This is a genomic window from Rhodococcus sp. 66b (genome assembly GCF_002076325.1).
In the GTDB taxonomy this organism is placed as follows: domain Bacteria; phylum Actinomycetota; class Actinomycetes; order Mycobacteriales; family Mycobacteriaceae; genus Rhodococcus_F; species Rhodococcus_F erythropolis.
Genome location: NZ_MUZB01000005.1, coordinates 84,052 through 105,121, shown reverse-complemented (window position 1 = coordinate 105,121; position 21,070 = coordinate 84,052). Strand labels below are relative to the sequence as shown.

20 protein-coding genes are annotated in these 21,070 nt (G+C 63.0%); 9 read left to right on the top strand and 11 right to left on the bottom strand.

Annotated features, from left to right (window positions below; genetic code table 11):
• Positions 1-34: 34 nt before the first annotated feature.
• From B0E55_RS10745 to B0E55_RS10720, 6 genes are all read right to left on the bottom strand, one after another.
• A complete protein-coding gene (locus tag B0E55_RS10745; protein WP_080909686.1) occupies positions 35-1,672 on the bottom strand; it encodes a sulfatase-like hydrolase/transferase in 1,638 nt (545 codons plus the stop codon).
• Positions 1,673-1,717: 45 nt separating this feature from the next.
• Complete coding sequence (locus tag B0E55_RS10740; protein ID WP_020906953.1) at positions 1,718-2,059, bottom strand: DUF6292 family protein; 342 nt, start codon at positions 2,057-2,059, stop codon at positions 1,718-1,720.
• A gap of 67 nt (positions 2,060-2,126) precedes the next feature.
• On the bottom strand, positions 2,127-2,882 hold the full coding sequence (locus tag B0E55_RS10735) for an alpha/beta fold hydrolase (RefSeq protein WP_019747611.1): 756 nt from the start codon (positions 2,880-2,882) through the stop codon (positions 2,127-2,129).
• Complete coding sequence (locus B0E55_RS10730; RefSeq protein ID WP_080909685.1) at positions 2,869-3,714, bottom strand: alpha/beta hydrolase; 846 nt, start codon at positions 3,712-3,714, stop codon at positions 2,869-2,871. The genes B0E55_RS10735 and B0E55_RS10730 overlap by 14 nt, the downstream gene beginning before the upstream one ends.
• Positions 3,715-3,878: 164 nt before the next feature.
• The gene (locus B0E55_RS10725; protein WP_029254945.1) at positions 3,879-5,432 is read right to left on the bottom strand and encodes a DNA polymerase Y family protein; all 1,554 of its coding nucleotides are present in this window, start codon (positions 5,430-5,432) and stop codon (positions 3,879-3,881) included.
• Positions 5,429-6,349 (bottom strand): hypothetical protein, encoded by a 921-nt coding sequence (locus B0E55_RS10720; protein WP_021343602.1) that lies wholly within the window; start codon positions 6,347-6,349, stop codon positions 5,429-5,431. The genes B0E55_RS10725 and B0E55_RS10720 overlap by 4 nt, the downstream gene beginning before the upstream one ends.
• A gap of 227 nt (positions 6,350-6,576) precedes the next feature.
• On the opposite strand from B0E55_RS10720, the gene B0E55_RS10715 reads away from it, so the two are divergent.
• Positions 6,577-7,776 carry a serine/threonine-protein kinase gene (locus tag B0E55_RS10715; protein ID WP_019747607.1) on the top strand — a complete coding sequence of 400 codons (1,200 nt, stop codon included), beginning with the start codon at positions 6,577-6,579 and terminating at the stop codon, positions 7,774-7,776.
• Between the two features lie 27 nt (positions 7,777-7,803).
• Here the strand turns inward: B0E55_RS10715 and B0E55_RS10710 are convergent, their stop codons facing one another.
• Both B0E55_RS10710 and B0E55_RS10705 read right to left on the bottom strand, forming a co-directional pair.
• A complete protein-coding gene (locus B0E55_RS10710) occupies positions 7,804-9,192 on the bottom strand; it encodes an FAD-binding oxidoreductase (RefSeq protein WP_198538409.1) in 1,389 nt (462 codons plus the stop codon).
• Positions 9,192-10,028: a class I SAM-dependent methyltransferase gene (locus B0E55_RS10705; protein WP_080909683.1), complete on the bottom strand. Its 837-nt coding sequence runs from the start codon at positions 10,026-10,028 to the stop codon at positions 9,192-9,194. The genes B0E55_RS10710 and B0E55_RS10705 overlap by 1 nt, the downstream gene beginning before the upstream one ends.
• Positions 10,029-10,179: 151 nt before the next feature.
• Between B0E55_RS10705 and B0E55_RS10700 the strand changes: the two genes are divergently transcribed.
• The 6 genes from B0E55_RS10700 (at position 10,180) to B0E55_RS10675 (ending at position 15,758) form a co-directional block, all read left to right on the top strand.
• On the top strand, positions 10,180-10,857 hold the full coding sequence (locus B0E55_RS10700) for a winged helix-turn-helix transcriptional regulator (protein ID WP_080909682.1): 678 nt from the start codon (positions 10,180-10,182) through the stop codon (positions 10,855-10,857).
• A 110-nt stretch (positions 10,858-10,967) separates the two neighbouring features.
• Positions 10,968-11,552, top strand: coding sequence for a M15 family metallopeptidase (locus tag B0E55_RS10695; RefSeq protein ID WP_019747603.1), 585 nt, complete (start codon positions 10,968-10,970; stop codon positions 11,550-11,552).
• Between the two features lie 2 nt (positions 11,553-11,554).
• Entirely contained in the window at positions 11,555-12,196 is a 642-nt protein-coding gene (locus B0E55_RS10690) for a phosphatase PAP2 family protein (RefSeq protein ID WP_019747602.1), read from the top strand.
• A 75-nt stretch (positions 12,197-12,271) separates the two neighbouring features.
• Complete coding sequence (locus tag B0E55_RS10685; protein ID WP_020906944.1) at positions 12,272-12,970, top strand: response regulator transcription factor; 699 nt, start codon at positions 12,272-12,274, stop codon at positions 12,968-12,970.
• Entirely contained in the window at positions 12,967-14,361 is a 1,395-nt protein-coding gene (locus tag B0E55_RS10680; protein ID WP_080909681.1) for a sensor histidine kinase, read from the top strand. The genes B0E55_RS10685 and B0E55_RS10680 overlap by 4 nt, the downstream gene beginning before the upstream one ends.
• A gap of 188 nt (positions 14,362-14,549) precedes the next feature.
• Positions 14,550-15,758, top strand: a complete 1,209-nt coding sequence (locus tag B0E55_RS10675; protein WP_020906942.1) for an MFS transporter — start codon at positions 14,550-14,552, stop codon at positions 15,756-15,758.
• On the opposite strand, the gene B0E55_RS10670 is transcribed toward B0E55_RS10675, so the two are convergent.
• From B0E55_RS10670 to B0E55_RS10660, 3 genes are read right to left on the bottom strand one after another with little or no spacing between them, the layout of a single operon-like run.
• Positions 15,755-17,209 (bottom strand): MFS transporter, encoded by a 1,455-nt coding sequence (locus B0E55_RS10670; RefSeq protein ID WP_029254936.1) that lies wholly within the window; start codon positions 17,207-17,209, stop codon positions 15,755-15,757. The genes B0E55_RS10675 and B0E55_RS10670 overlap by 4 nt on opposite strands.
• A gap of 49 nt (positions 17,210-17,258) precedes the next feature.
• The gene (locus B0E55_RS10665) at positions 17,259-17,918 is read right to left on the bottom strand and encodes a response regulator (RefSeq protein ID WP_020969075.1); all 660 of its coding nucleotides are present in this window, start codon (positions 17,916-17,918) and stop codon (positions 17,259-17,261) included.
• A complete protein-coding gene (locus B0E55_RS10660) occupies positions 17,915-19,195 on the bottom strand; it encodes an ATP-binding protein (protein ID WP_037134353.1) in 1,281 nt (426 codons plus the stop codon). Before B0E55_RS10660 ends, B0E55_RS10665 begins: the two co-directional genes overlap by 4 nt.
• A gap of 236 nt (positions 19,196-19,431) precedes the next feature.
• Between B0E55_RS10660 and B0E55_RS10655 the strand changes: the two genes are divergently transcribed.
• On the top strand, positions 19,432-20,826 hold the full coding sequence (locus B0E55_RS10655; protein WP_021343593.1) for a PspC domain-containing protein: 1,395 nt from the start codon (positions 19,432-19,434) through the stop codon (positions 20,824-20,826).
• Entirely contained in the window at positions 20,823-21,056 is a 234-nt protein-coding gene (locus B0E55_RS10650; RefSeq protein ID WP_080909680.1) for a hypothetical protein, read from the top strand. Before B0E55_RS10655 ends, B0E55_RS10650 begins: the two co-directional genes overlap by 4 nt.
• Positions 21,057-21,070 lie beyond the last annotated feature (14 nt).

Below are 21,070 nucleotides of genomic sequence, written 5' to 3'. Positions count from 1 at the left end.
ACTGAAACGTGAATCAGTTTTGGCGAAATTCGATCTATTCCTTCAGAGAAACGCCCTTGGTCTCCATCACTGCGAAGAGCTTGGCGTTCATCTGAGCCGCCAGATCCGGCCGATACGAGCCGATATTGAGCGGATTGGCTAGATTGTTCAGTTCCAAGGGGTCGGCTTGTAAGTCGTAGAGTTCGTATTGCGGCGCAGCAACTCCCGCAGGATCGAAGTACATCGTGTACTTCCACCGGCTCTCCCGGATGCAGCGGATGTGATTGGGCTGTGTGACGATGTTCTGACCGTCGGGCGTCGCACAATTCTGATCGTCGTAGGTGAACAGAATCGTGTCCTGAACCTGCGCGCTGGGACCGTGGGGGTAGGCGGCAGCGTCGATGATGACCGGTGTCAGATCGGTACCCGAGAAGTTCCACGATTCACGCGCTGACGCTTGGGCGAGAGTGGCGAGAGTGGGCATCACGTCGATCAACGACGCCAAGGCGTCTGTGCGAACGGGTTCGGGAAACAGCAGGGGGTTGCTGATGACCAGTGGAACGCGCAGCGTTTCCTCGTAGGCGTTGAACACCTTCTGCCGCAAACCTCCGTGGCTCATCCCCATCTCTCCGTGATCGGACATCCGTACGATCACCGTGTCGTCGAGCATCTGCGGGGTGGCTTCGATCGCGTCGAGCACGCTGCCGATGTGTTCGTCGACCACCTTGTGCATGTAGGCGTAGAAGTTGATGTAGTTGCGTGCCTGATCAGGCCCGAGCAGCGGCCCGAGCCCGGCTGCGAGTAGCAATTCCGACTGAACCTGCGCTGTCGGTTTGTGATTGAGTGCCAGGATCTCGTCGAAAGTGGGCGGCAAGTCGATCCCCTGCTCGAAGGCGCCTGGCGCGTCCGATCCATAGTTGTCGCACGTTCCGTTCATCGCATTCCAGGTCTGGGGGTACGCGAGGACGTCGTGTGGGTTCACGAACGAGACGATGAGCGCCCAAGGCTGCCCGGATGCGACCGCAGATCCGGAGAGGAAATCGACTGCCTCCTCGGCAACACGGCGATCATGGTCGGCGCACCCGCCACCGAAGTGGTCAGGATTGGTGTCCTGACCCGCGTCGGGGGGAATCCACCCTTCGAAGCCGAATCCCGCTACATCGTCACTTGTCGGATCACCACCCTCGACGCCTTTGCTCAGATGCCACTTCCCCCGGTACTGAACGTTGTAGCCGGCCGACGCCAGCAGCTTTGCCATGTTCTGCTCGGAGACTTGTAACTGTGGCTCGGTGGGTGAGACAGTGCCGCCTTCGGTGAGGGTTCTGGTGACCCCGTGCTGCGCGGGAAAGAGGCCGGTGAAGAACGTACTACGACTGGGCGAGCACATCGCGGTATTGCACACAGCCTGGTCGAACGTCAGCCCGTGATCGGCAATCCTCTTGCGGTTGGGCAGATTCTGATCAGCCCAGCCCTGCGGCCAATACATCGGCCGGCGCTCCTGATCGGTGATGATGACAACGATGTTGGGTTTCTGCGGAAACCGATCGGCGGGCGATGCTTTCGCCGGCGCCGCGCTCGCCGCGCCGGTTGCCACGTCTGCCACTCCGGCGAGGACAAGAGCACCGACGCCACCGAGGAACGTCCGGCGCGGCAATGAATGACAGTGCGAGGCAGGAACGTTCTCTGGGTTCACGGGCGTCGTCCTCTCGGAGGCGTTGTGGCCCCAGAGTTGACCGAATCAGTGTTCGCTACACATGCGCGAGCAAACTGCCTCGGCGCTGATCAGTTCGATGACTCGATCCGCGCAGCGCAGCGGATCCGGTGTCCGGCCGATACCGAGAGGGTCGACAATCGAAATCGTCCTTCGCACGTCAGCCTCCTCGACACCCCACGACCAACCGAAGTCGTGATTCCAGAGCAGAACCGCATTCTTCCCCGGATGGTTTCGGGCATGAACTGGCAGAACGATCACCGCATCCATACTCGGTCCCTGCGGCCATCGGACGGTCTCACCGTGAACGGATCGTGCTACCGCGTCGACGTATTCGTGTGCGGACCAGTCGTTGCCGTTGGTATGCATGGAAGTACATTCGGTGCCGCACGCGTAGCGGATGGGTTCCTGCCGGAACTGATCGAGTATTGCGCTTTCAGGAAATGAACGGCAACACAACGGATTCGAATTGGCGATGGCCGTCGCGATGGACACTGTGGCCGGTACGGAACGAGACCAATTCGCAGCGCGCGACGGTGGCGGCAACAGCGTCGAGGCGATCGGGATCCACCATCCCGCCCAGACCTCCACGCAGGAACAACATGTCAGCCTCGATGAGCGGCAACCGATCCCACCACTGCGGATCCGGTCGGCGGAACTGCTCGAGCGCGGACCGCGTCATCGAGCGATCGAACGTCAGCGCAGCTCGCGGATGCCGCACCAAACTTGTTGTTGCATGCCACAGTTCTGGCACACTCGGCAATTTCCTCGCGAATACCTGTTCTGCGTCACCTGCGCGTAGCGGCAACGGTGCTTCCTCGATGACCAACTTCCGCACCACGGTGGGTCGTTTCTGCGCGATCAACGACGCCGCGTGCCCGCCGAGCGAATGGCCGACGAGATCCACCTGATCGAGTTCGAGATGATCACACACGTCCATGACGTCGTCGGCGAACTCGTCGAACAGATACGACGACGCCCGAGCGCTCCGGCCGTGGCCGCGAAGATCGACCGAGACAACTCGCCGGTTGCGTGATCGCAAGGTCCGCGCGAACTTGTCCCAGGTACCGCTGTCGCCACCCATCCCGTGCACGAGGACTACCGGAGGCAGATCGGCAACACTGGGATGCGAGCCGGAATCGCGGTAGCTGATCTGGACCCCGCCGGCACTTCGTACGTTAGCGACACTCACGAGTTCCCAGGATAGACCTGTCCTCGTGGATTGCTGAAGCTGTCAGCCGAGGCGGCAACTGCCCTGGCCGCGTGACCTCGTCGTAGCGACCGAGCCCGATCCTCGCGATGTTGCGCAGCGACTCGCTTGCATCGGCGAAGTATCCACAATGCCCTCGAATGGCACCGGTGTCGAAAACAACAGCTCCGTGCTGCGCCCGAACTGGAGACGGGCCGTGCCCGAGGCGACCGATCTTCACGCGTGGGAAATACCGAATCCAGTCCGACGGCCCCAGCGCGGCCCAGAGATTTCCGGCAAAGCACAGGTCTTCGCGAGAACTGGTCCCCATCCCCGGGCTACCGAGCACCACACAATCGTCTACTCGCGCCGACGGGAGGGCGAGTCCGCACACCACGGCCCCGTAGCTGTGTCCGACGAGCGTCACATGCGCCGAATGCGGCAGGATGCGTGTCAATCGCGCCAGATCGATCGCACCGCGTTCTGCGAGTGTCCGCGAGAACGACTCGAGAAATCCCCACGGCGTCCGATAACCGACCCACACGATCACCGCGACGTGGTCGTTCCGTCCGAGCGTTCGGAGCATTCTTCCCAGCGTCCATCCGCTCGCTCGTGGTCCTGTCGGACGGTTCTCGTCGAAGTAGTTTCCCAATCCGTTGTCGTTGCCCGGCACGAAGATGACGATGTGCTCGGCTGTGGCGATATCGCCGAACACCTCCACGATCCGGCCTTCGCCAGACTCGTCGTACGCCAGAAGTTGTGCGTCGTGCAGCTCCGTCTGCTCGTAGTGAAGTCGATCGGTTCCGGAAACTTCAGGTCGACCCGCCGTTGCCATGACACTCCTCGTAAAGAGTTGCAACGGTGAGAATCATTGCAACGGTTACTTTTTGAATGTCATCAACGCTAGGAGCCGAGCGACGGCATGACGATGGTGCCAACGCCCCTACTGTTCGTACAGTCGACTCGACCAGGCGGGTACAGCTGGCTATACCTGCGAGCTCATTCGTACACACCCTCCACCGACCATCCACCGCCTTCACAGATCATCAGCAGCGCACGCGATTCCTCCAACAGAACCTGAGCCCGCGCCGCCGTGCGTGCCGAGGCAGCGTCCCACCATCGCTCGTCAACCGGCCAGGGCCCGGCCCACCCCTGCACTGCCCATTCCTTGCTCCCCCACTTCAGCCTTCCCGGCTGCGAACTGAAGACACCGCGCTCAGTGACGTACACGGCGTTACCGGCCACATCCCCCAGCCACACCTTGGGATTGTCGACGAAGATCGACCCCGGAGACGGCTGTGGCAGACGGCCCGGCCACGGGGCTGTCGGATCATGGGTAGCTACCCGCTCGTCACCCAAGGGCAACAAGGTAATTCGCTCCAAGGGCCCTCGACCTCCGCTCAGGACACCGACCTGAACCGATTCGCCACCCAGAAGACCCTGCACGCGCACCAATGCTCGCCTGGCTCGCTCCTCCTCGTCGCCGACACCGCCCCACAGCCCCAACTGCAAAGCGCCGGCACTGACCACCTCCACCGGTTCCAGACGCAACACGGCTATGCCTGCGGTTGGCCGGGTCTCACTGCGCCCGGTGAGCCAGCCATCCAGTTGCCATCGCACTCGATCGGCCGTTCCCTCCGGCGTCAGAGGTTCGGCGCAACGCCAAGTCCGAGAAAGATTTTCACCGTTACCCGTACTGGCCGAAATCGACAGACGGGTGCACGCCACCGCGGCAGCAGACAACTTGTCGTGCAGGAGACTCGCCAAGGCGCGCCCGGCAAACGCTGCGGCATCCACCCGCTCGATCGACGGATCGTAATGCTGCTCCACCTCCAGGTCCGGCGGAAGTGTCCGCGCCGACGGTGGCCGTTCGGGTTCACCGCGCGCCGCACGATGCGCGAGCACCGCATCGGCACCGAAACGCGAAGCGACGTCCACTGCCGGTAGATCCGCAAAAGCACCGATGGTTCTGATCCCGAGCCTGCGCAACAGATCCACCAACTCCCCGCGATGCGGTGCAGACAGGCTGGGCTCGGCCGCCAACTCCGGCATGGGTAACGGCGCCAGAAACCGTGCTCCCTCCCCCGGCGGCACCAGCGCTGCCCGGCGCGCGGCAATGACCGCCGTGGACAGCTGATCTGCCACCCCCACCTGACTCTCGACACCCGCAGCAGATGCCTGATCCACCAATCGTTCCGCCGCAGCTTCCTCAGAACCGAAGTACCGACTGACACCACGCGCGCTGAGCACCAACAAACCAGGACGGAGTACCTCGACGCCCGGTGCCACCGCGTCGATGGCCGCGGCCACCGGCTCGAACAATCTTGCATCGCGTTCCGGATCTGCCATCGCCACATACAGTTCCGGGCAGCGAGCCTGCGACTCGCGTCGGCGCAGGCCTCGTCGCACTCCCTCCGCGCGAGCCGTCGCCGAACATGCGATCACCCGATTACCCGAGGTGACCGCGACGGGATGTGTGGCCGGAAGATCGGCAAGCGCTGCCGCTGCCACCGCTGGCCAGTCCGGGCACCACAACGCCAGAACTCTGCTCACAGTGACACCACCTGCGACGACACCACCTGCTCCGGCATCACCTGCTCCGACACCACCTGTGACGACACATCCTCAACCGGCCGAGAAGGTACCCACTCGACCCGCCCGGCTGCACTGCAGATGTCCAGACGCGTGGTCCGGGGCTGGAACGAGCGCCCCCGAGCACGAACCGCGAGGCTCAGGGAACTGAGCCGTCCACGCCCCAACTCCCGGCCCTGACCGAACCCACCATAGCCATGAACCCGAGCGTCCAACCGAACCTCGGCTCCGTCCCAGTGACCTTCGGTGACAACAAGAGTCGAGCCCTTGCTCCGAGCACGTGCGACCACCGCCCGAGCACGCGACGGGGATACCGACGCACCCGCCAATCCCAGAATCACCAGATCCATACCGTCGAGCAGCACGGCGGCGATCTCGACCGGATCCGGCCCAGGCGCCGGAATGAGTGCCAGACGTTCCAGTTGCGCACCCATCTCGTACGCCGCCAGCAATCCCAGTCGAGGCTGCCCGATGACTGCAACATGTCCTCCGGACGCCGTCACCGACGCGACCAATCCCAAAAGCAAGGACGCTGCACCCTCGACGGACACCACGGTTCCCCGCACCAAACCGCCCTGCGGTAACAATGCGGCGATACCCTCCGGCACCGGGAGGACACCGGCTTTGTGCGCACGGTCCACGACCGGCCTGTCCCGGTCGGCAACACTCTCGGAGGCCGCTGCACTTGTCCCGGAAACACCAGCCACAGGAACACCGGCCACAGAAACACCGGGCCCGGAAACACTCGGTCCCGAAAACGACGTATCGCCTCGCGAGGGAATGGACGCGATCTGTCGGCGGAGCTGTGCCAGCCGATCCTGACGGGACAACCCCGCCGCATCTGCCGACAGCTCTACCAACTCGGTCACCTCGGTCATCCCCATCCTCCGGAACACCGGAAAAACTCACTCGGCAGCAATCCATAACCAGCCGGCAAACCGCGGGGAAGTCGGGTCTGACATGCATCCAACGAACAGCAATTTCGAACATATTTTCGAACTGTTTTCAGTAAACCGTGTCACCCCCGACACGTCAAGCAGAGCCAAAAACCCAGTTCACAGGAGCCTCGAGCGTCACAGTGGCATCAATCCATTAACCTTGAGATGTGACAGCTCAAGAGCAGACCGGGAGGGGCATCGGGCCCGAATACCTGCTGGCGGGGCGGTACCGACTCCGCTCCAAGATCGGCGACGGAGGGATGGGCGCCGTCTGGCTGGCCCGCGACACCCTCCTCAGCCGCGATGTCGCGGTGAAACAGGTCACAAGTACGGAAGGCCTCGACACCGAAACGGCCGAAGAGGTCCGCGAACGTACATTGCGCGAGGGCAGGAACGCCGCAAAGCTCACCCATCCCCACTCCATCGCCATGTACGACGTCGCGATCGAGTCCGGCGAACCCTGGCTGGTCATGGAGTACTTCCCGGCCCGCAGCCTCGCCCAGGCCATGAACCTGGCGGACACGTTGCCACCACTCGAAGTCGCGCAGATCGGCGCACAGATCGCTGCGGCACTCACCGAAGCGCACGCCGCCGGCATCGTCCACCGCGACATCAAACCCGGCAACATCCTGATCGCCGACCGAGGCAAGTCCCTCGGCACCGTCAAGATCAGCGACTTCGGCATCGCCCGCGCAAAGAGCGACGTGTCCGACACCCAGGACGAGGTCATCACCGGCACTCCCGCGTACTTCGCACCCGAAGTTGCCCGCGGCGACGACCCCACCGAGGCCAGCGACGTCTTCTCACTCGGGTCGACGCTCTACACGGTGATCGAGGGCCAACCGCCCTTCGGCATCGACTCGGACGCCATCGCCCTACTGCATCGTGTCGCCAAGGCCGAGATCTACCGACCCACCAAGTCGGGACCGCTCACCGATGTTCTCCTTCAGCTCCTCGAACCGGACCCGACCCGTCGGCCGACGATGGCTCAGGCACGCGACGCGCTCGCCGCAGCCGCGACCGGCGGCGGCACGATCGATCAGTTGATCGACGCTCCCGTCTACTCGTCCGAGGGCGCCGTGCCGGCCTGGGCTCACCGCACCACACAACTCGCCGACCCACACCGCCGCAATCGCCTGACCGGCTCCACGGTCACCGGACTTCCTGCAGTGCAACAGAACACGCCACTGCGAAACGTTCCCAGTCCGATGGACATGTTCTCCTGGCCGCCGCGGATACCGACCGGACCCACCGATGCCAGCACCCGCGACAAGGTAGTCGCGTGGGCTCCCCTCGCCATGACCGGCATGGTCGCCGTCATTGTCTTGGCCGCACTGATCGTCGTCATCCTGGTGTTCACGGCCTGACTGGTGTTCACGGTCTGAGCACAAGCTTCACGCAGGCAGAATATTTGCATTGAGGTGAAACACGTTGTCCGGGTCGTACTTCGCCTTGACTGCGGACAACCGCGCGTACTTCCCCGCGCCGTAGGAAGCTCGCACTCGGTCCTCGTCGACGTCGGTCATGAAGTTGACGTACCCGCCTTGGTTGGACGAGAACGGACGCAAGGCTTCCCAGGTCTCACGCACCCACGATCGATCCAATTCCAGCGTCCCGGCATCGGTGGCCGTCGCCGTCATATTGCACACGTAATGCGGTGTGCGAGAACCACCGAACGCTGTGTCGTCCTCGCCGACGGAAGTGAAAGCTCCCTGCAGCGGAAAGATCGGCATGAAGGACATCGGCGACGATTTCTTGCCCGCTTGTTCGGTCAGAACATCGATCACGTCGTCGGAGAAATCCACCAGGTCCAAAGCCTTCTCATAGGCGTACGCACCCCACGGTTCCGATTCGTCGAGCATCGACTGCAAGCCGACGTACGGGATCGGAGTGACGAACTCGAAAAGCGTCGGCAAGCCCTCTCGAATCGGCGCAATCGCGTTCGAGTGTTCCTCTTCCGATCCGAAACCGGCTACCAGCAACGCGTATCCGGGCAGTAGGTGAAATTGATCCGGGACAAACGGCGCCGGCGGCGCGGACAAACTGACGGCAACCATCGCACCCGCATTTCTCGGCAGGGCAGGCACTACCTCGCGGCACAGACGAAGCGCTGCGGGTCCGTCCTCCATCCCCCAGAAGAACAGTCCCAGATGCACTTCCGGACCGATCTCGCTCAGACGGTACTCGAACTCGGTGACCACTCCGAAATTTCCGCCGCCACCGCGCAGTGCCCAGAACAAGTCGCTGTGATCGTTCTCGGAGGCTCGAACGATCGAACCGTCGGCGAGCACCACCTCTGCCGACACCAGATTGTCGATCGCCAGGCCGAGCGTGCGGGTCAACCACCCCATGCCACCACCGAGTGTCAGGCCACCGACGCCGGTATCACTGATCACTCCGCCGGTCACCGCCAACCCGTGTTCCTGCGTCGCCTTGTCGAGGTCGGCGATCGTCGCACCACCACCGACCCTGGCTCGCTTCGCTGACGGGGCGACGCTGACTACGTTGATCGCACTGAGATCGATCATCACTCCGCCTTCACACACCGATGTGCCTCGGTAGGAATGCCCGCCACCTCTGACCGAAACCTCCAACGAATGGGCTCTGGCAAATGCAAGTGCCACAGCCACATCCGACGCCGACCGGCACCTGGCGATCACCGCCGGACGATGATCGATCTGCCCGTTCCAGATCGATCTGGCGTCGTCGTACTCCGGATCTCGGGGGCCGAACACAGAACCTGTGATCGTCGATTTCAGTGGCGCGAACTCGACCGTCGTCATCACGCACCTCCCCCATCGGGCGTCGCGGTGACCAGCAGGTACTCCCACTCCATCGTGAACGGTTCGCTTCCGCTGCCGTACCTTTCCGCCAACTCGAGCAGAGCGCGGTCCAGCGCCTGCGTTCGGTCGGGATCGCCGGCGATGTTCCGGTACACCGCGATGGTCGGCCCGTAATTCTTCTTGAAGAAATCACGGAACTCTTCCGGCCCGCTGAATGTGTCCACACGAAGTACGTCTTTCCTCGAGGCCACATCGCCGAGCAGATCACGAACATGGTTCTCATCGCCCCACAAAGGCGCCGGCTGCGAACCAGGAGGCGGCGGCGGTGCGTACGGCTTCATCGTTTTGAACATCTCGCCGATGAATCCCGTCGGAGTCCAACTCAGCACTCCGATTTTTCCGCCGGGTCGGCATACTCGCACAAGTTCGTCCGCGGCGCGCTGATGATGCGGTGCGAACATCACACCGACGCACGAAAGCACCACGTCGAACTCGTTGTCACTGAAAGGAAGAGCCTCGGCATCGGCCTCCTGCCAGTCCAATTCGACTCCGGCGAGGGAAGCGGCCTCCTTACCCGCTACGAACAATTCGGGAGCCAGGTCAGTGGCAATCACCTGCGCACCCAGCGCGGCCGCCGGAATGGCGGCATTGCCGGACCCCGCCGCGACGTCCAGCACGCGGTCACCCTTCTGCACACCGCACTCGCCGACCAGTACCGGCCCGAGTTCCGCAATGACCTGCGTGGCCACCGCCGGATAGTTACCGAGACCCCACATGGCCCGATGCTTGGCCTTCAGCTCACGATCCAGCCCGAGCGTTTCCGTCGATTCACTCATTACCGTTCTCCTTCAATATTTTTGGTACTCGGAGCCCAACAACCTCGGAGCCCGACAACATTCATGCCGTTACTTCGACGCTACGACGACGGTTCACTCCGCTCCAGTACGAAATCTGTACCGGAGCACTCCAGAGGCCTACGATCGAATGATGGGGTCCTCGTACCACCAGTTCTGCCCCGTCGCCAAGGCGATGGAGCTACTCGACGAGCGGTGGACGCTGCTTCTCCTGCGCGAACTGATGATGGGAAGCGACCATTTCAACGATCTCCGACGCGGACTTCCGCGAATGTCACCGACTCTGCTCTCCACGCGGCTGCACCAACTCGCGATCGCCGGCATCGTGGAGCGAGAAGAAACCGACTGCGTCGTCCGTTACCGATTGACCGACGCGGGCCGAGAACTGCGCCCTGTGGTCGAAGCTCTCGGAATCTGGGGTACCAGGTGGATCGGCGAGCTGGGCGATGAAGACCTGGATCCGAAACTGCTGCTGTGGGACATGCATCGACGCGTGGATCACTCCGTGGTTCCCGACGGAAAGACCGTGGTGCACTTCGTTTTCTCCGGAGTGCGTGAACATTCGCGAAACTGGTGGCTCGTCATCAATTCCGGGGAGGTGGACATGTGCGATATCGATCCGGGTTTCGACGTTGCGGTGTCGGTCTCTGCGGGCTTGCGACCGATGACCGAGATCTGGCGCGGTAACCTGACCTGGTCGGACGCCATACGGTCAGGTGACGTCACCATTTCGGGGCCTACGGCGTTGCGTCGTAGCTTGCCTTCGTGGTTCGAACTGTCGACTTTCGCATCGATCCCGCGCCCCGTGTAAAGCGCGCTCACCAGCCCCGTTCCGTCCTGTTACAGAGCTGTTTCAGACCGTGACACCGTCGACGAACGGCGACCACCTGACGGTGACACTGACCGAGCAGTCTCTGTTGTATGCCCAGCCACCGCGGAATAATCCGCCTCGCCGCACTCGGTGCAGTCGTACTCGGTGCGCTCACGCTCAGCGCATGCTCGTACACAGAAGAAGCAAAGCCCAAGAGTGGTAATTACCTTGCCACTCAGCCTGATTCAGGACCCGCAGGCGGCGAGATCGAGGACGGCATCAGCGTGCAGGATACCCATGTACCTGCACTGGCCCGTCTCGATTCCGCCCTTCTCGCGGCGCTGCAGTCGGCAGCAGCCGACGCACAGGCCTCCGGAGTGAACATGCACGTCACCTCGGGTTGGCGGTCCGCCGCATACCAACAGCGACTGTTCGACGAAGCCGTCGTCAAGTACGGCAGCATGAACGAAGCGTCCAAATGGGTGCACTCCCCGAGTCTGTCGAAGCATGTCAGCGGACAAGCCGTCGACATCGGACCGACCGATGCCGACGACTGGCTCATCCAGCACGGCAATGATTACGGCCTCTGTCAGACCTATGCCAACGAGATGTGGCATTTCGAATTGGCAACCACTCCCGGCGGAGAATGCCCGCCCCAACTGAGCAACCCTTCGGACGAGAGAGCGGAAGGCTGATCATGACTCGAGTCAAACCCGCGAGACTGATTGCCGCACTGGCACTCCTGATCCTCGGAGTCGTCGAATTCGAACTGGCAGTCAACACTACTGGTGGTCAGATCGTCGACCAACAACTCATGGTGGGCGCGGCCACCTCCGAAGGACTCAGTGTGTTCTCCACCGAGTTCATCGGCCTCGTCACTCCGATACTGATAGTGGGAGGAGTGCTCGTGGCACTCATGATCACATTGCGCAACAACCCGATTGCGCTGGCCCTACGCGTCGTCGTCGTGACCCTCGGTCCCATCACGACGGCCTGGGTTCTCAAACAATCGTTGGATCGACCGGACCTGAACGGCCTGGTGATGCACAATTCCTTCCCCAGCGGCACGCTGACGGCCATCGCTGCTCTGGTCTGCGCGATCGTGCTCGTCACACCCTCGAGGTGGCGGGCAGTCGTTGCAGTCAACGGCGCGCTGATCACCATCGGGACCGCGATCTCGGTAGTCGTGTTGCAATGGCACCGGCCGAGTGACGTGATCGGTGCGCTACTGCTCGTCGGCTGCTACACCCTCGCCGTGTCGGCATTTCCGTTGAACACCAGCGTCGCACGGCACGCAGTACTGGCGGACTCAGGCAACGAACGGCTCTCGAAAGTGTGACCCCTGTACCCTTGGCTGACCGAGATTCCTCCGACCGCAGAAGGCCCCTGATCATGGCGAGTCCAAGGTGAGCGCATGGTGAGCATTCTTTTCATAGAAGACGATCCAGCGGTAGCCGAGGCAATCACGTTGGGACTGAACCGACTCGGGCACAACGTCAGCCATCGCCCCGACGGTAACGGCGATTTCGACGACGTCCTCGGCTCCACCGACCTCGTCCTACTCGACCTCGGACTGCCAGGAGCCGACGGTTACGAGATCTGTCGACGCATCCGTACGCGCAGTTCGATCCCGATCATCATCTTGACCGCCAGATCCGACGACATCGACACTGTTGCGGGCCTCGAGGCCGGTGCCGACGACTACGTCGTCAAACCGGCCAGTCCGCGTGTCCTCGATGCTCGGATCAAAGCCGTCGTGCGGCGCTCGGCGCCCGCAACGACGCGTTCAGATGTGGCGCCGGGCGCAGAGAAGTTCGGCGACCTGGAATTGGATCGGTCGTCATTGCAGGTACGCAAAGCCGGGACGCTGCTGACCCTGACTCCGACCGAACTCCGACTGATACTGGCGCTGACCGAAAACCCCGGACAGGTTCTCAGCCGCAGGCAGTTGTTGTCCGCAGCCTGGGACCAGGAATACCTGGGCGACTCACGAATCGTCGATGCAGCAGTGCAGCGGCTGCGCGGAAAGATCGAGGACGACCCAGCCGCACCGACCGTGATCGAAACGGTGCGCGGGTTCGGGTATCGCTTCAACACCAGCCCGGCCCGATGAGACCGACCTGGCTTCGGGTCGACGGTCTTCGGACCAGGCTCGTGCTCGTGTTCATCGCAATCGTCGTGATCATCGCCGGGGCAACCGCAGGCGTCGTCTCGTTCATGGCGCGGTCATGGATCTATTCCAACGCTCAGGACGTGGCAACGGTACAATTTCGCGACGAACTGCAGTACAGCAACGGACCGCCGGTAGACGGGTTGACACCTGACACCCTCGACCAGATCTTCCAGTCCGACATGACTCTGATCGTCGACGGCGAAGTCATTCGTCAAGGATCAGTGGATGCGGCAACGATCCCACCCAGCTTCGAAGAGGGTTTGGACAGTCCCAAACTGATCCGCTTCGAGCGACTCGACTCCCAGCGCATCATGTTGGGAATGTCGGTCAATGTCGTGGACATGACTGCAGACGACGGCTACGACAACGAGACACTGGTCAAAGCCGTCACCATCCGGCCGCTGGTAGGGGTGCAGGACAAGTTCGACGACCTGCTTCGAGCAGTCGGTCTCACCCTCGCGGCGGGTGTGCTGGTGAGCGGTCTGCTCGGACTCTGGATTGCGTCGACGCTGGTCCGTCCGCTCAAACGCCTGGACGAGGCCGCCGCCCGCGCCGCCGACGGCGACCTGAGCGTCCGGCTCCCCGAAGACGGAGTAGCCGAACTTGCCCAGGTCACAACAACTTTCAACAACATGGTCGCTCGCAACGAAGCGGTCATCCGAGGTCTGGAAGAATCGGAAGAGCAGTCGAGAAGATTTGTCGCCGACGTCTCCCACGAGCTTCGAACGCCGCTGGCGGCATTGGTTCCGGTAAGCGAAATCCTCCGCGAAGAGATCCCTAATCTTCCGCCGGACGCCGCCGCTGCAGCGCGCATCGTGAGCAGTGAGATCGGCAAGCTCACTCGACTTGTCGAAGATCTGATCGAAATGTCGCGCCACGACTCACAACAGGCGCGTCTCGTCCTCGACGACGTCGACCTCGTCGAATTGACCGAGCGCACACTCGAGAGCCGAGGTTGGACAGAAACCGTCGAACTCCGTGCACCCGAAAACGTCAGCACCAGAGTGGATTCGCGTCGAATCGACATAGTCGTCGCCAACCTCGTCGGCAACGCACTGCGCCACGGAGCGCCTCCGGTTCGCGTCGAGTTGAGCGCAGAACCCGGTTTCTCCGTCATCACCGTCGTCGACCACGGCCCCGGCATCTCACCCGAGGACCGGCAGGCGATTTTTCGGCGGTTCTACAAGGTCGACACCGCGCGCGGACGCAGCGAAGGCAGCGGACTCGGGCTCTCCCTCGCCGTCGAAAACGTGCACTTGCACGGCGGCACCATCGGCGTCGACCAGGTGGACGGGCGCACGATCTTCACGGTTCGCCTGCCCCATCGCTGACCCCTTCCCGAGCGAACGTACCTTTCGGCGCACCCAAGGCGATCGTCGTACCGTTCGCTCGAAAAGGGGTGGGCACTTCGCACCCTGGGCCGCCCAAGTTTGACCAAATAGTGGGATTCTGGTTTCAACATGTGAAACTACGCGAGTAGCGTCGGCATCGTCGAACAGCGTAAAAATCGGAGGGCACCATGACGCAGGCGTCGCGCTTGGAAAAGACGGCCGTCTCCCCGAAGGCGTGGACGATGCTCGGAATCGGCGTCGCAGCCCAGGCCGCAGGCACCGTCTTCGTCAGCACCCCCGCCTTTTTGATCCCCCTGCTGCATTCCGAGCACGGTCTCTCGTTGACGCAAGCCGGAACCCTGGCCGCTGCACCAACTTTCGGCATGGTTCTCACCTTGGTGGCGTGGGGAGCGATGGCCGACAGATTCGGTGAGAAATGGGTCATCTCCATCGGGCTCGCGCTGACGGCGATCGCCGCGCTCGCCGCGACCACCACCGACAACTACGCCCTCCTCGGGATCGCATTTCTACTGGGCGGAATGGCTGCGGCGAGCACCAACGCCGCCAGTGGGCGTGTTGTGGTCGGCTGGTTTCCCAAGGATCGGCGCGGCCTTGCGATGGGCATCAGGCAGATGTCACAGCCACTGGGCGTGACCATTGCGTCGTTGACCATCCCGACTCTCGCTGCAAACGTAGGAATCGGTTCGGCCGTCGGACTGTCGGTGGCGCTCAACGGCGTCCTCGCCCTGATCTGTGCCGTCGCATTGGTCAATCCCCCGCGCCCGGCGGCACGGCCCACAGATATCCCGGTCGAAACGATCAACCCTTATCGCTCGAACTGGTTCCTCTGGCGCATTCACGTCGTCTCGGCACTCCTGGTGTTTCCGCAGTTCACCCTCTCGACGTTCGGTCTGGTCTGGCTGATCAGCGAGCAAGGCTGGGACGCGGCGCCCGCTGGACTCCTGATCGGGATCTCCCAGTTCGTGGGTGCGCTCGGCCGCATCGTCGTCGGCATCTGGAGTGATCGCGCCGGAAGCAGAGTAGGCCCGCTGAGGTTGGTTGCCGTCTCCGCATCCGCGGTCATGTTGGCCATGGCAGCAGCCGGCGCAGCGCCTTGGGGCGTTCCGGCCCTGATCCTGCTGCTGGCAACAACCGTCAGCGTCGCCGACAACGGTTTGGCGTTCACATCCGTCGCCGAAGCTGCCGGGCCGAAATGGCAAGGAAAGGCGTTGGGCGCACAGAACACCGGCCAGTTCATTGCCGCGTCAGCAGTGGGCCCGGTGGTCGGTGCGCTGATCGGCGCGGTCGGCTACCCGCTCGCTTTCGCGATAGTCGCGGCATTTCCAGCCGCGGCAATCCCCTTGGTGCCCAGCCGAGATCGCGACATCAGCGTCTAGTCCCTCATCGGATTCGGTTGCACTGCAGGTCCCGTCAGATCACAATGCGGCTTGCAGGCAACCGAATCCGCTTCCTGAACAGGCTCGACTGCCGGAGTACGAATCAGCGTCGCGGCGATGGCCGCACCGATCAACAGCAGCGCCACACAGATGTACATCGCGTACCGGAAACCGTCGGAGAAACTCGACGGATCGACCAGGCTCTCGGCATCGATACCCACGAGAGCGGGCAAGGCCGCAACCGCAAGAAGCTGGCTCGTGCGAGCAACGGCATTGTTCACACCCGACGCGATTCCGGACTGCTCCACCGGCACCGAGCCGAGCACGGCGGCGGTCAACGGCGCCACCATCACCGCCAGGCCGAGCCCGAAGACCAGAACTCCCGGCAGCACGACGGTCAGGTACGACGCATCCGGGCCGATCCGCGTCATCAACACCAACCCAACCGCGGCCACCGCGGGTCCGACCGTCATCGGCAATCGCGGTCCGTGCGTCTGCGCGTAACTGCCCGCGCGCGAAGACAACAGCAACAATGCCAAGGTGATCGGTACCGTTGCGACGCCGGCAGCCACCGGCGAGTACCCCGCGACCAACTGCAATTGCAGCACGAGCAGGAAGAACACACCGCCAAGCGCCGCATAGACCGCGAGAGTCACCAGATTGGCCGCGACGAACATCCGCGAACGAAACAGGGACGGCGGCACCAACGCACTCGGCGATCGACGTTCCACCACAACGAACAGGCACAGCGCGAGCACCCCGACCAGCCCGACTATCGGGTTGACTTCGATCAACCCGTACGTCAGCGCCCCGAGACCGACTACTGCGCAGGCAGATCCGACCACGTCCAGGTGCTCGGGCGGATGCGGATCGCGGCTCTCGGGCACGTGGCGCACCGCTGCCCACACCACGACGATCGCCAACGGAATGTTGAGCAAGAACACCGATCGCCATCCCGCCACTTCCACCAGCCAACCACCGAACAGCGGACCGATAGCGCCGGCGACACCACCCAAGCCCGACCACAAGCCGATCGCCGCACCGCGGTCCTCCTCGCGAAGTGACGCGGAAATGATGGCAAGGCTGCCAGGCGTCAAGAGCGCAGCTCCCACTCCCTGCAGGATCCGCGCAATCACCAGAAATGTGATGTCAGGTGCAATTCCGCACAGCAACGACGCGACCGCGAACCAGACCGTCCCCCACACGAATACCCGCCGCCGACCCCAACGATCGCCGAGGGCTCCCCCGAGCAGTATCAGCGACGCCAATGCCAAGGTGTATCCGCTGAGAGTCCACTGCAGCCCGGCGACACCGGAATTCAAGTCCTCGCCGATGTGCGGCAGAGCAATGTTGACGACGGTGCCGTCGAGGAGAGCCATGCTCGAGCCGAGAACGGTGGCGGCGACAACCCAACGCCCACGTCTCGACGCGAGCGCCAGTGGTTCCGTCATCGGTCCATGGTGCGCCTTCACTCGCAATCGCGAAAGGGTGCGCGGAAATTCAGTCGATCTGTCGGCGATGTGCCCAACGAGTCAGCGCATTGCGATTGGACTGCTGAGTTTTTCGCAGAACGTTCGATGCGTGAGTCTCGACCGTCTTCACGGAAATCACCAGGTCCTCGGCAATTTCACGGTAGGTGTACCCACGTGCCAGCAATCTGAGCACTTCGAGTTCCCGCGGAGTAAGAGAATCGAGTTCCGGATCGAGTTGTGGCTCGGGTGCATTGGAGCGTCCGGTGAAGGAGTCCAACACGAAACCTGCCAGGCGCGGCCCGAACACCGCGTCACCACCGGCAACGCGTCGTACGCCCTCGGCAAGTTCGGATCCCGAGATCGTCTTGGTCACATACCCGCGCGCACCGCCGCGGATCACCGCGATCACGTCTTCGGCGGCATCGGAAACGCTGAGCGCCAGGCACACCGGGCCGGAATCGATTCCGCGCAGAACTGCCACTCCACCACCGTCGGGCATGTGGACATCGAGCAGAACGACATGCGGCTTCGTCGAGTTGATACCGGCGATTGCCTCCGCGACGCCGCCGGCCTCACCGACGACATCCATATCCGTCTCGCGCGAGAGCTCGGCCCTCACCCCGGAGCGGAACACTGCATGATCGTCGACAAGAAATACGCGGTACGGGGGCGGCGCAAGCGAAGTCACTGGGGCTGTTCCTCGGGGTTGTCGACACGGTCAGCAGTCTGGTCCCACTTTAGAGCAGAGTCACCGAGCGGCATGTGCACGCGGATCTCGGTGCCCTTTCCGATGTCGGATCGAACCACGACGCGGCCACCGCGCCGCTCGATTCGACCACGAATCGACTTGGCCAGCCCCTGGCGATCCTCCGGCACCGCGTCGACGTCGAATCCGACGCCGCGATCACGAACGAACACACTGACCTGATCACCCTCGACCTCGGCGAACAGATTGATTTCCTTCTCCCCCGAGTGCTTTGCCGAGTTCACGAGAGCTTCACGCGTCGCACCGAGGAGCGCGGTGAACGCTTCCTTGGGCAGGCCGTTCTCGACGCCTTCGCCTTCGAGTTGTACGTCGCCGACAGTGACGGGACGGACCGTGACACCGTGCTGGTCTTCCACTTCACCGGCGATGATCTTCAGGCCTTCCGTCAGGCTCGTGTGGTCGATGTCGCCGCCGCTGAACAACCACTTGCGCAGCTCGCGTTCTTGACCGCGGGCCAGGCGCGCCACCTCTTGTGGGTTGTCGGACTGCTTCTGAATCAGAGCCAACGTCTGAAGGACGGAGTCGTGTAGGTGCGACGCAATCTCTTCACGTTCGTCGTTGCGAATTCGGGCCGCACGCTCGGCGCCGAGAGCACGCCACATCCGCAGCCACAGCGGCACCGTCAACAAACCGACACCGATCAGCGTCACGACCACCGCCAAGAGAGACGAGCGCAGTGCTTCGAGGTCGACCTGAGCAAGGACGACAACGCCAAGACCCAAGATGATCAAGGTGGCTCCCCCGACCACCCGCGCCCACGTCAGAACGGTAGGCCGCTGCGGCAAGCCGATGACAGTACGGGGACCGTCGGAGTCGAACTCGCGCCACACCAAGGCTGCACCGATCGCGACGACGAAGAACGGCGCGAGCACCGAACCCGCCGTGCCGCTGAACAACCAGGACAGCGCGGCTGCGCCGCCCAATCCGAGTGCGATCAAGCCGTACGCCCGCTGCCGCTCGGCCGCGGACGGCTTCTGCGTGTCCGTGCCGGCGGAGGTGAAGATCCACAGGGCGCCGTAAATGACGATGCCGGATCCGGCCATCGCCGCAAGAATCGTGAAGGCGACGCGCACTTTCAGGACGTCGATACCGAGATGATCGGCGATACCGCCCGCAACTCCGGCGACGATGCGACCGCCGGAGCGCCGCTCCAGCTTTCGCAGTGGCACGGCACCCGGAATGGGCACGCCCTTCTTCATGGGTACGGGATGCACCGGTACCCCGTTGACGGGCGGGCCTCCCGCAAACCCGGGAGCGGGACCGCTCACGAACGGCGGATCTGACAGATATTGCACATAGTCGATACTGGCACGAACCACGCGGACACACATCAGGGTCCAACCCTGAATCAGGCCGCCACACTCACCCGCGATCACCACAAAGATCAGGGTTGGCCCTGATGCGCGGAGGCTGCCTCGGAAGCCAGGATTGATTCATGAACAATCCGACTTTCCAAGAACAGATCCAGGATCTGTGGCGGACCCGCCCCGTGCGTCTGCCGGCACAAGGTCACGTGGCTGGGGTATGCGCCGGAATCGGATACCGGTACGGCATCGACCCCGTTCTCGTACGCGTGGCGTTTGTCGCGTCCACCATTTTCGGTGGCTCAGGCATCCTTCTCTACCTCGCCGGCTGGTTGGTACTTGCTCGTGCCGGTGACGGATCGTCCCCCGCGCAGTCGTTGATGGGCCGCGGACACAGTTCCGATTCCAGTACCAAGACCATCGTCTTGCTGGTGGCCCTCGCCATCGCGGCTACGACTGTCGGCCCCGTCGGCGTCGGTCTGGGTGGTTCCGGACTGATCGGGCTGATCCTGATGGTCGGTGGCCTGTGGCTGCTCTACCAACGAGCGCCCATCCCGCCCGCACTGCCGCAGAACACGTCGCCTTATGTCGGCGCAGGTACCGCGTATCCAGGCACCGGATTCACGCCTGGGCCGTTCACCCCCGGATACTTCGCACCCAATCAGCCTCCCGTGTACACGCCGTACACCAAACTCCCCGACAGCTATGTGCCCGAGGAACGACCGGCCGACCATCCGCAGCAGTCACCACAATCTCAGGCCGCTCATCCGACGATCAACCTGTCGAAGGACCCGAGCGCTTCGGTCAGCACCAATCCGACCGAGGTGATCGGTGAGGCCGCCATCACGCCGCCGTCCTGGGATCCGCTCGGTGTCGCTCCGTTCGCCTGGGATCTTCCGGATCCGGCAGCCAAGGCCACACCGCTGCTCCCGTTGCCGCCACGTAAGCGTCGCTCGCGTTGGACGCTGACGGTCCTCGGACTCGCAATCATCGTCGCCGCAGTCACCGGGGCAGCGGGCGCCGCAACCGGCAACGAGTGGTTCACTCCCGGCCGAGTCGGTGCTGTCGGACTCGCCGTCATCGCACTCGGCCTGATCCTCGGGGCATTCTTCCGCAAGGGGTACGGCCTGCTGGTCGTCACCGGACCACTCGTGGGTTTCGTGCTTCTCGCCTCGTTGGTCTACCCGATCGAGTTCGACGCCTCGGGTGAGCAAAGATGGACTCCGGCAACAGCTTCCGAGTTGGAGCCGTCGTATTCAGGAGCCTTCGGAAGCTTCACTCTCGACCTCAACGGGGTCAAGTTCACCGAGGACAAGACCATCGACGTCGCGGCGTCGTTCGGCGAGTTCACCGTCATGGTGCCACCAACCGTCAACGTCAAGAACAGCTGCACCGTCGTCATGGGTGACGGATCAGGTTGCCTCGACGGCGGAATACACCCGGGCCGCGATGCGACACCGGACTCTCCCACCCTGACCATCAACGCCAAAGCCACGTTCGGCAGCCTGAAGGTGACGCAATCATGAGCGAGTACGACCAGACGACAGACCAGGACGAGACCCGAGAATCCAAGCGCCCCTCGGCACTTCTGCTGATCGCAGGACTGGCCGCACTACTGGTCAGCGTGTGGGCGTTGGTCGGGCCGTTCTCCCTGGCGCCGGCAGCGAACATTCAATTCCGTTGGCTGTTCGTCGGTGCCGCCGTCGTGGCGGGACTACTGCTGGTGATTCTGCCGAATCGGCGCAACCGCAAGTAAAACTACTGTGCGCC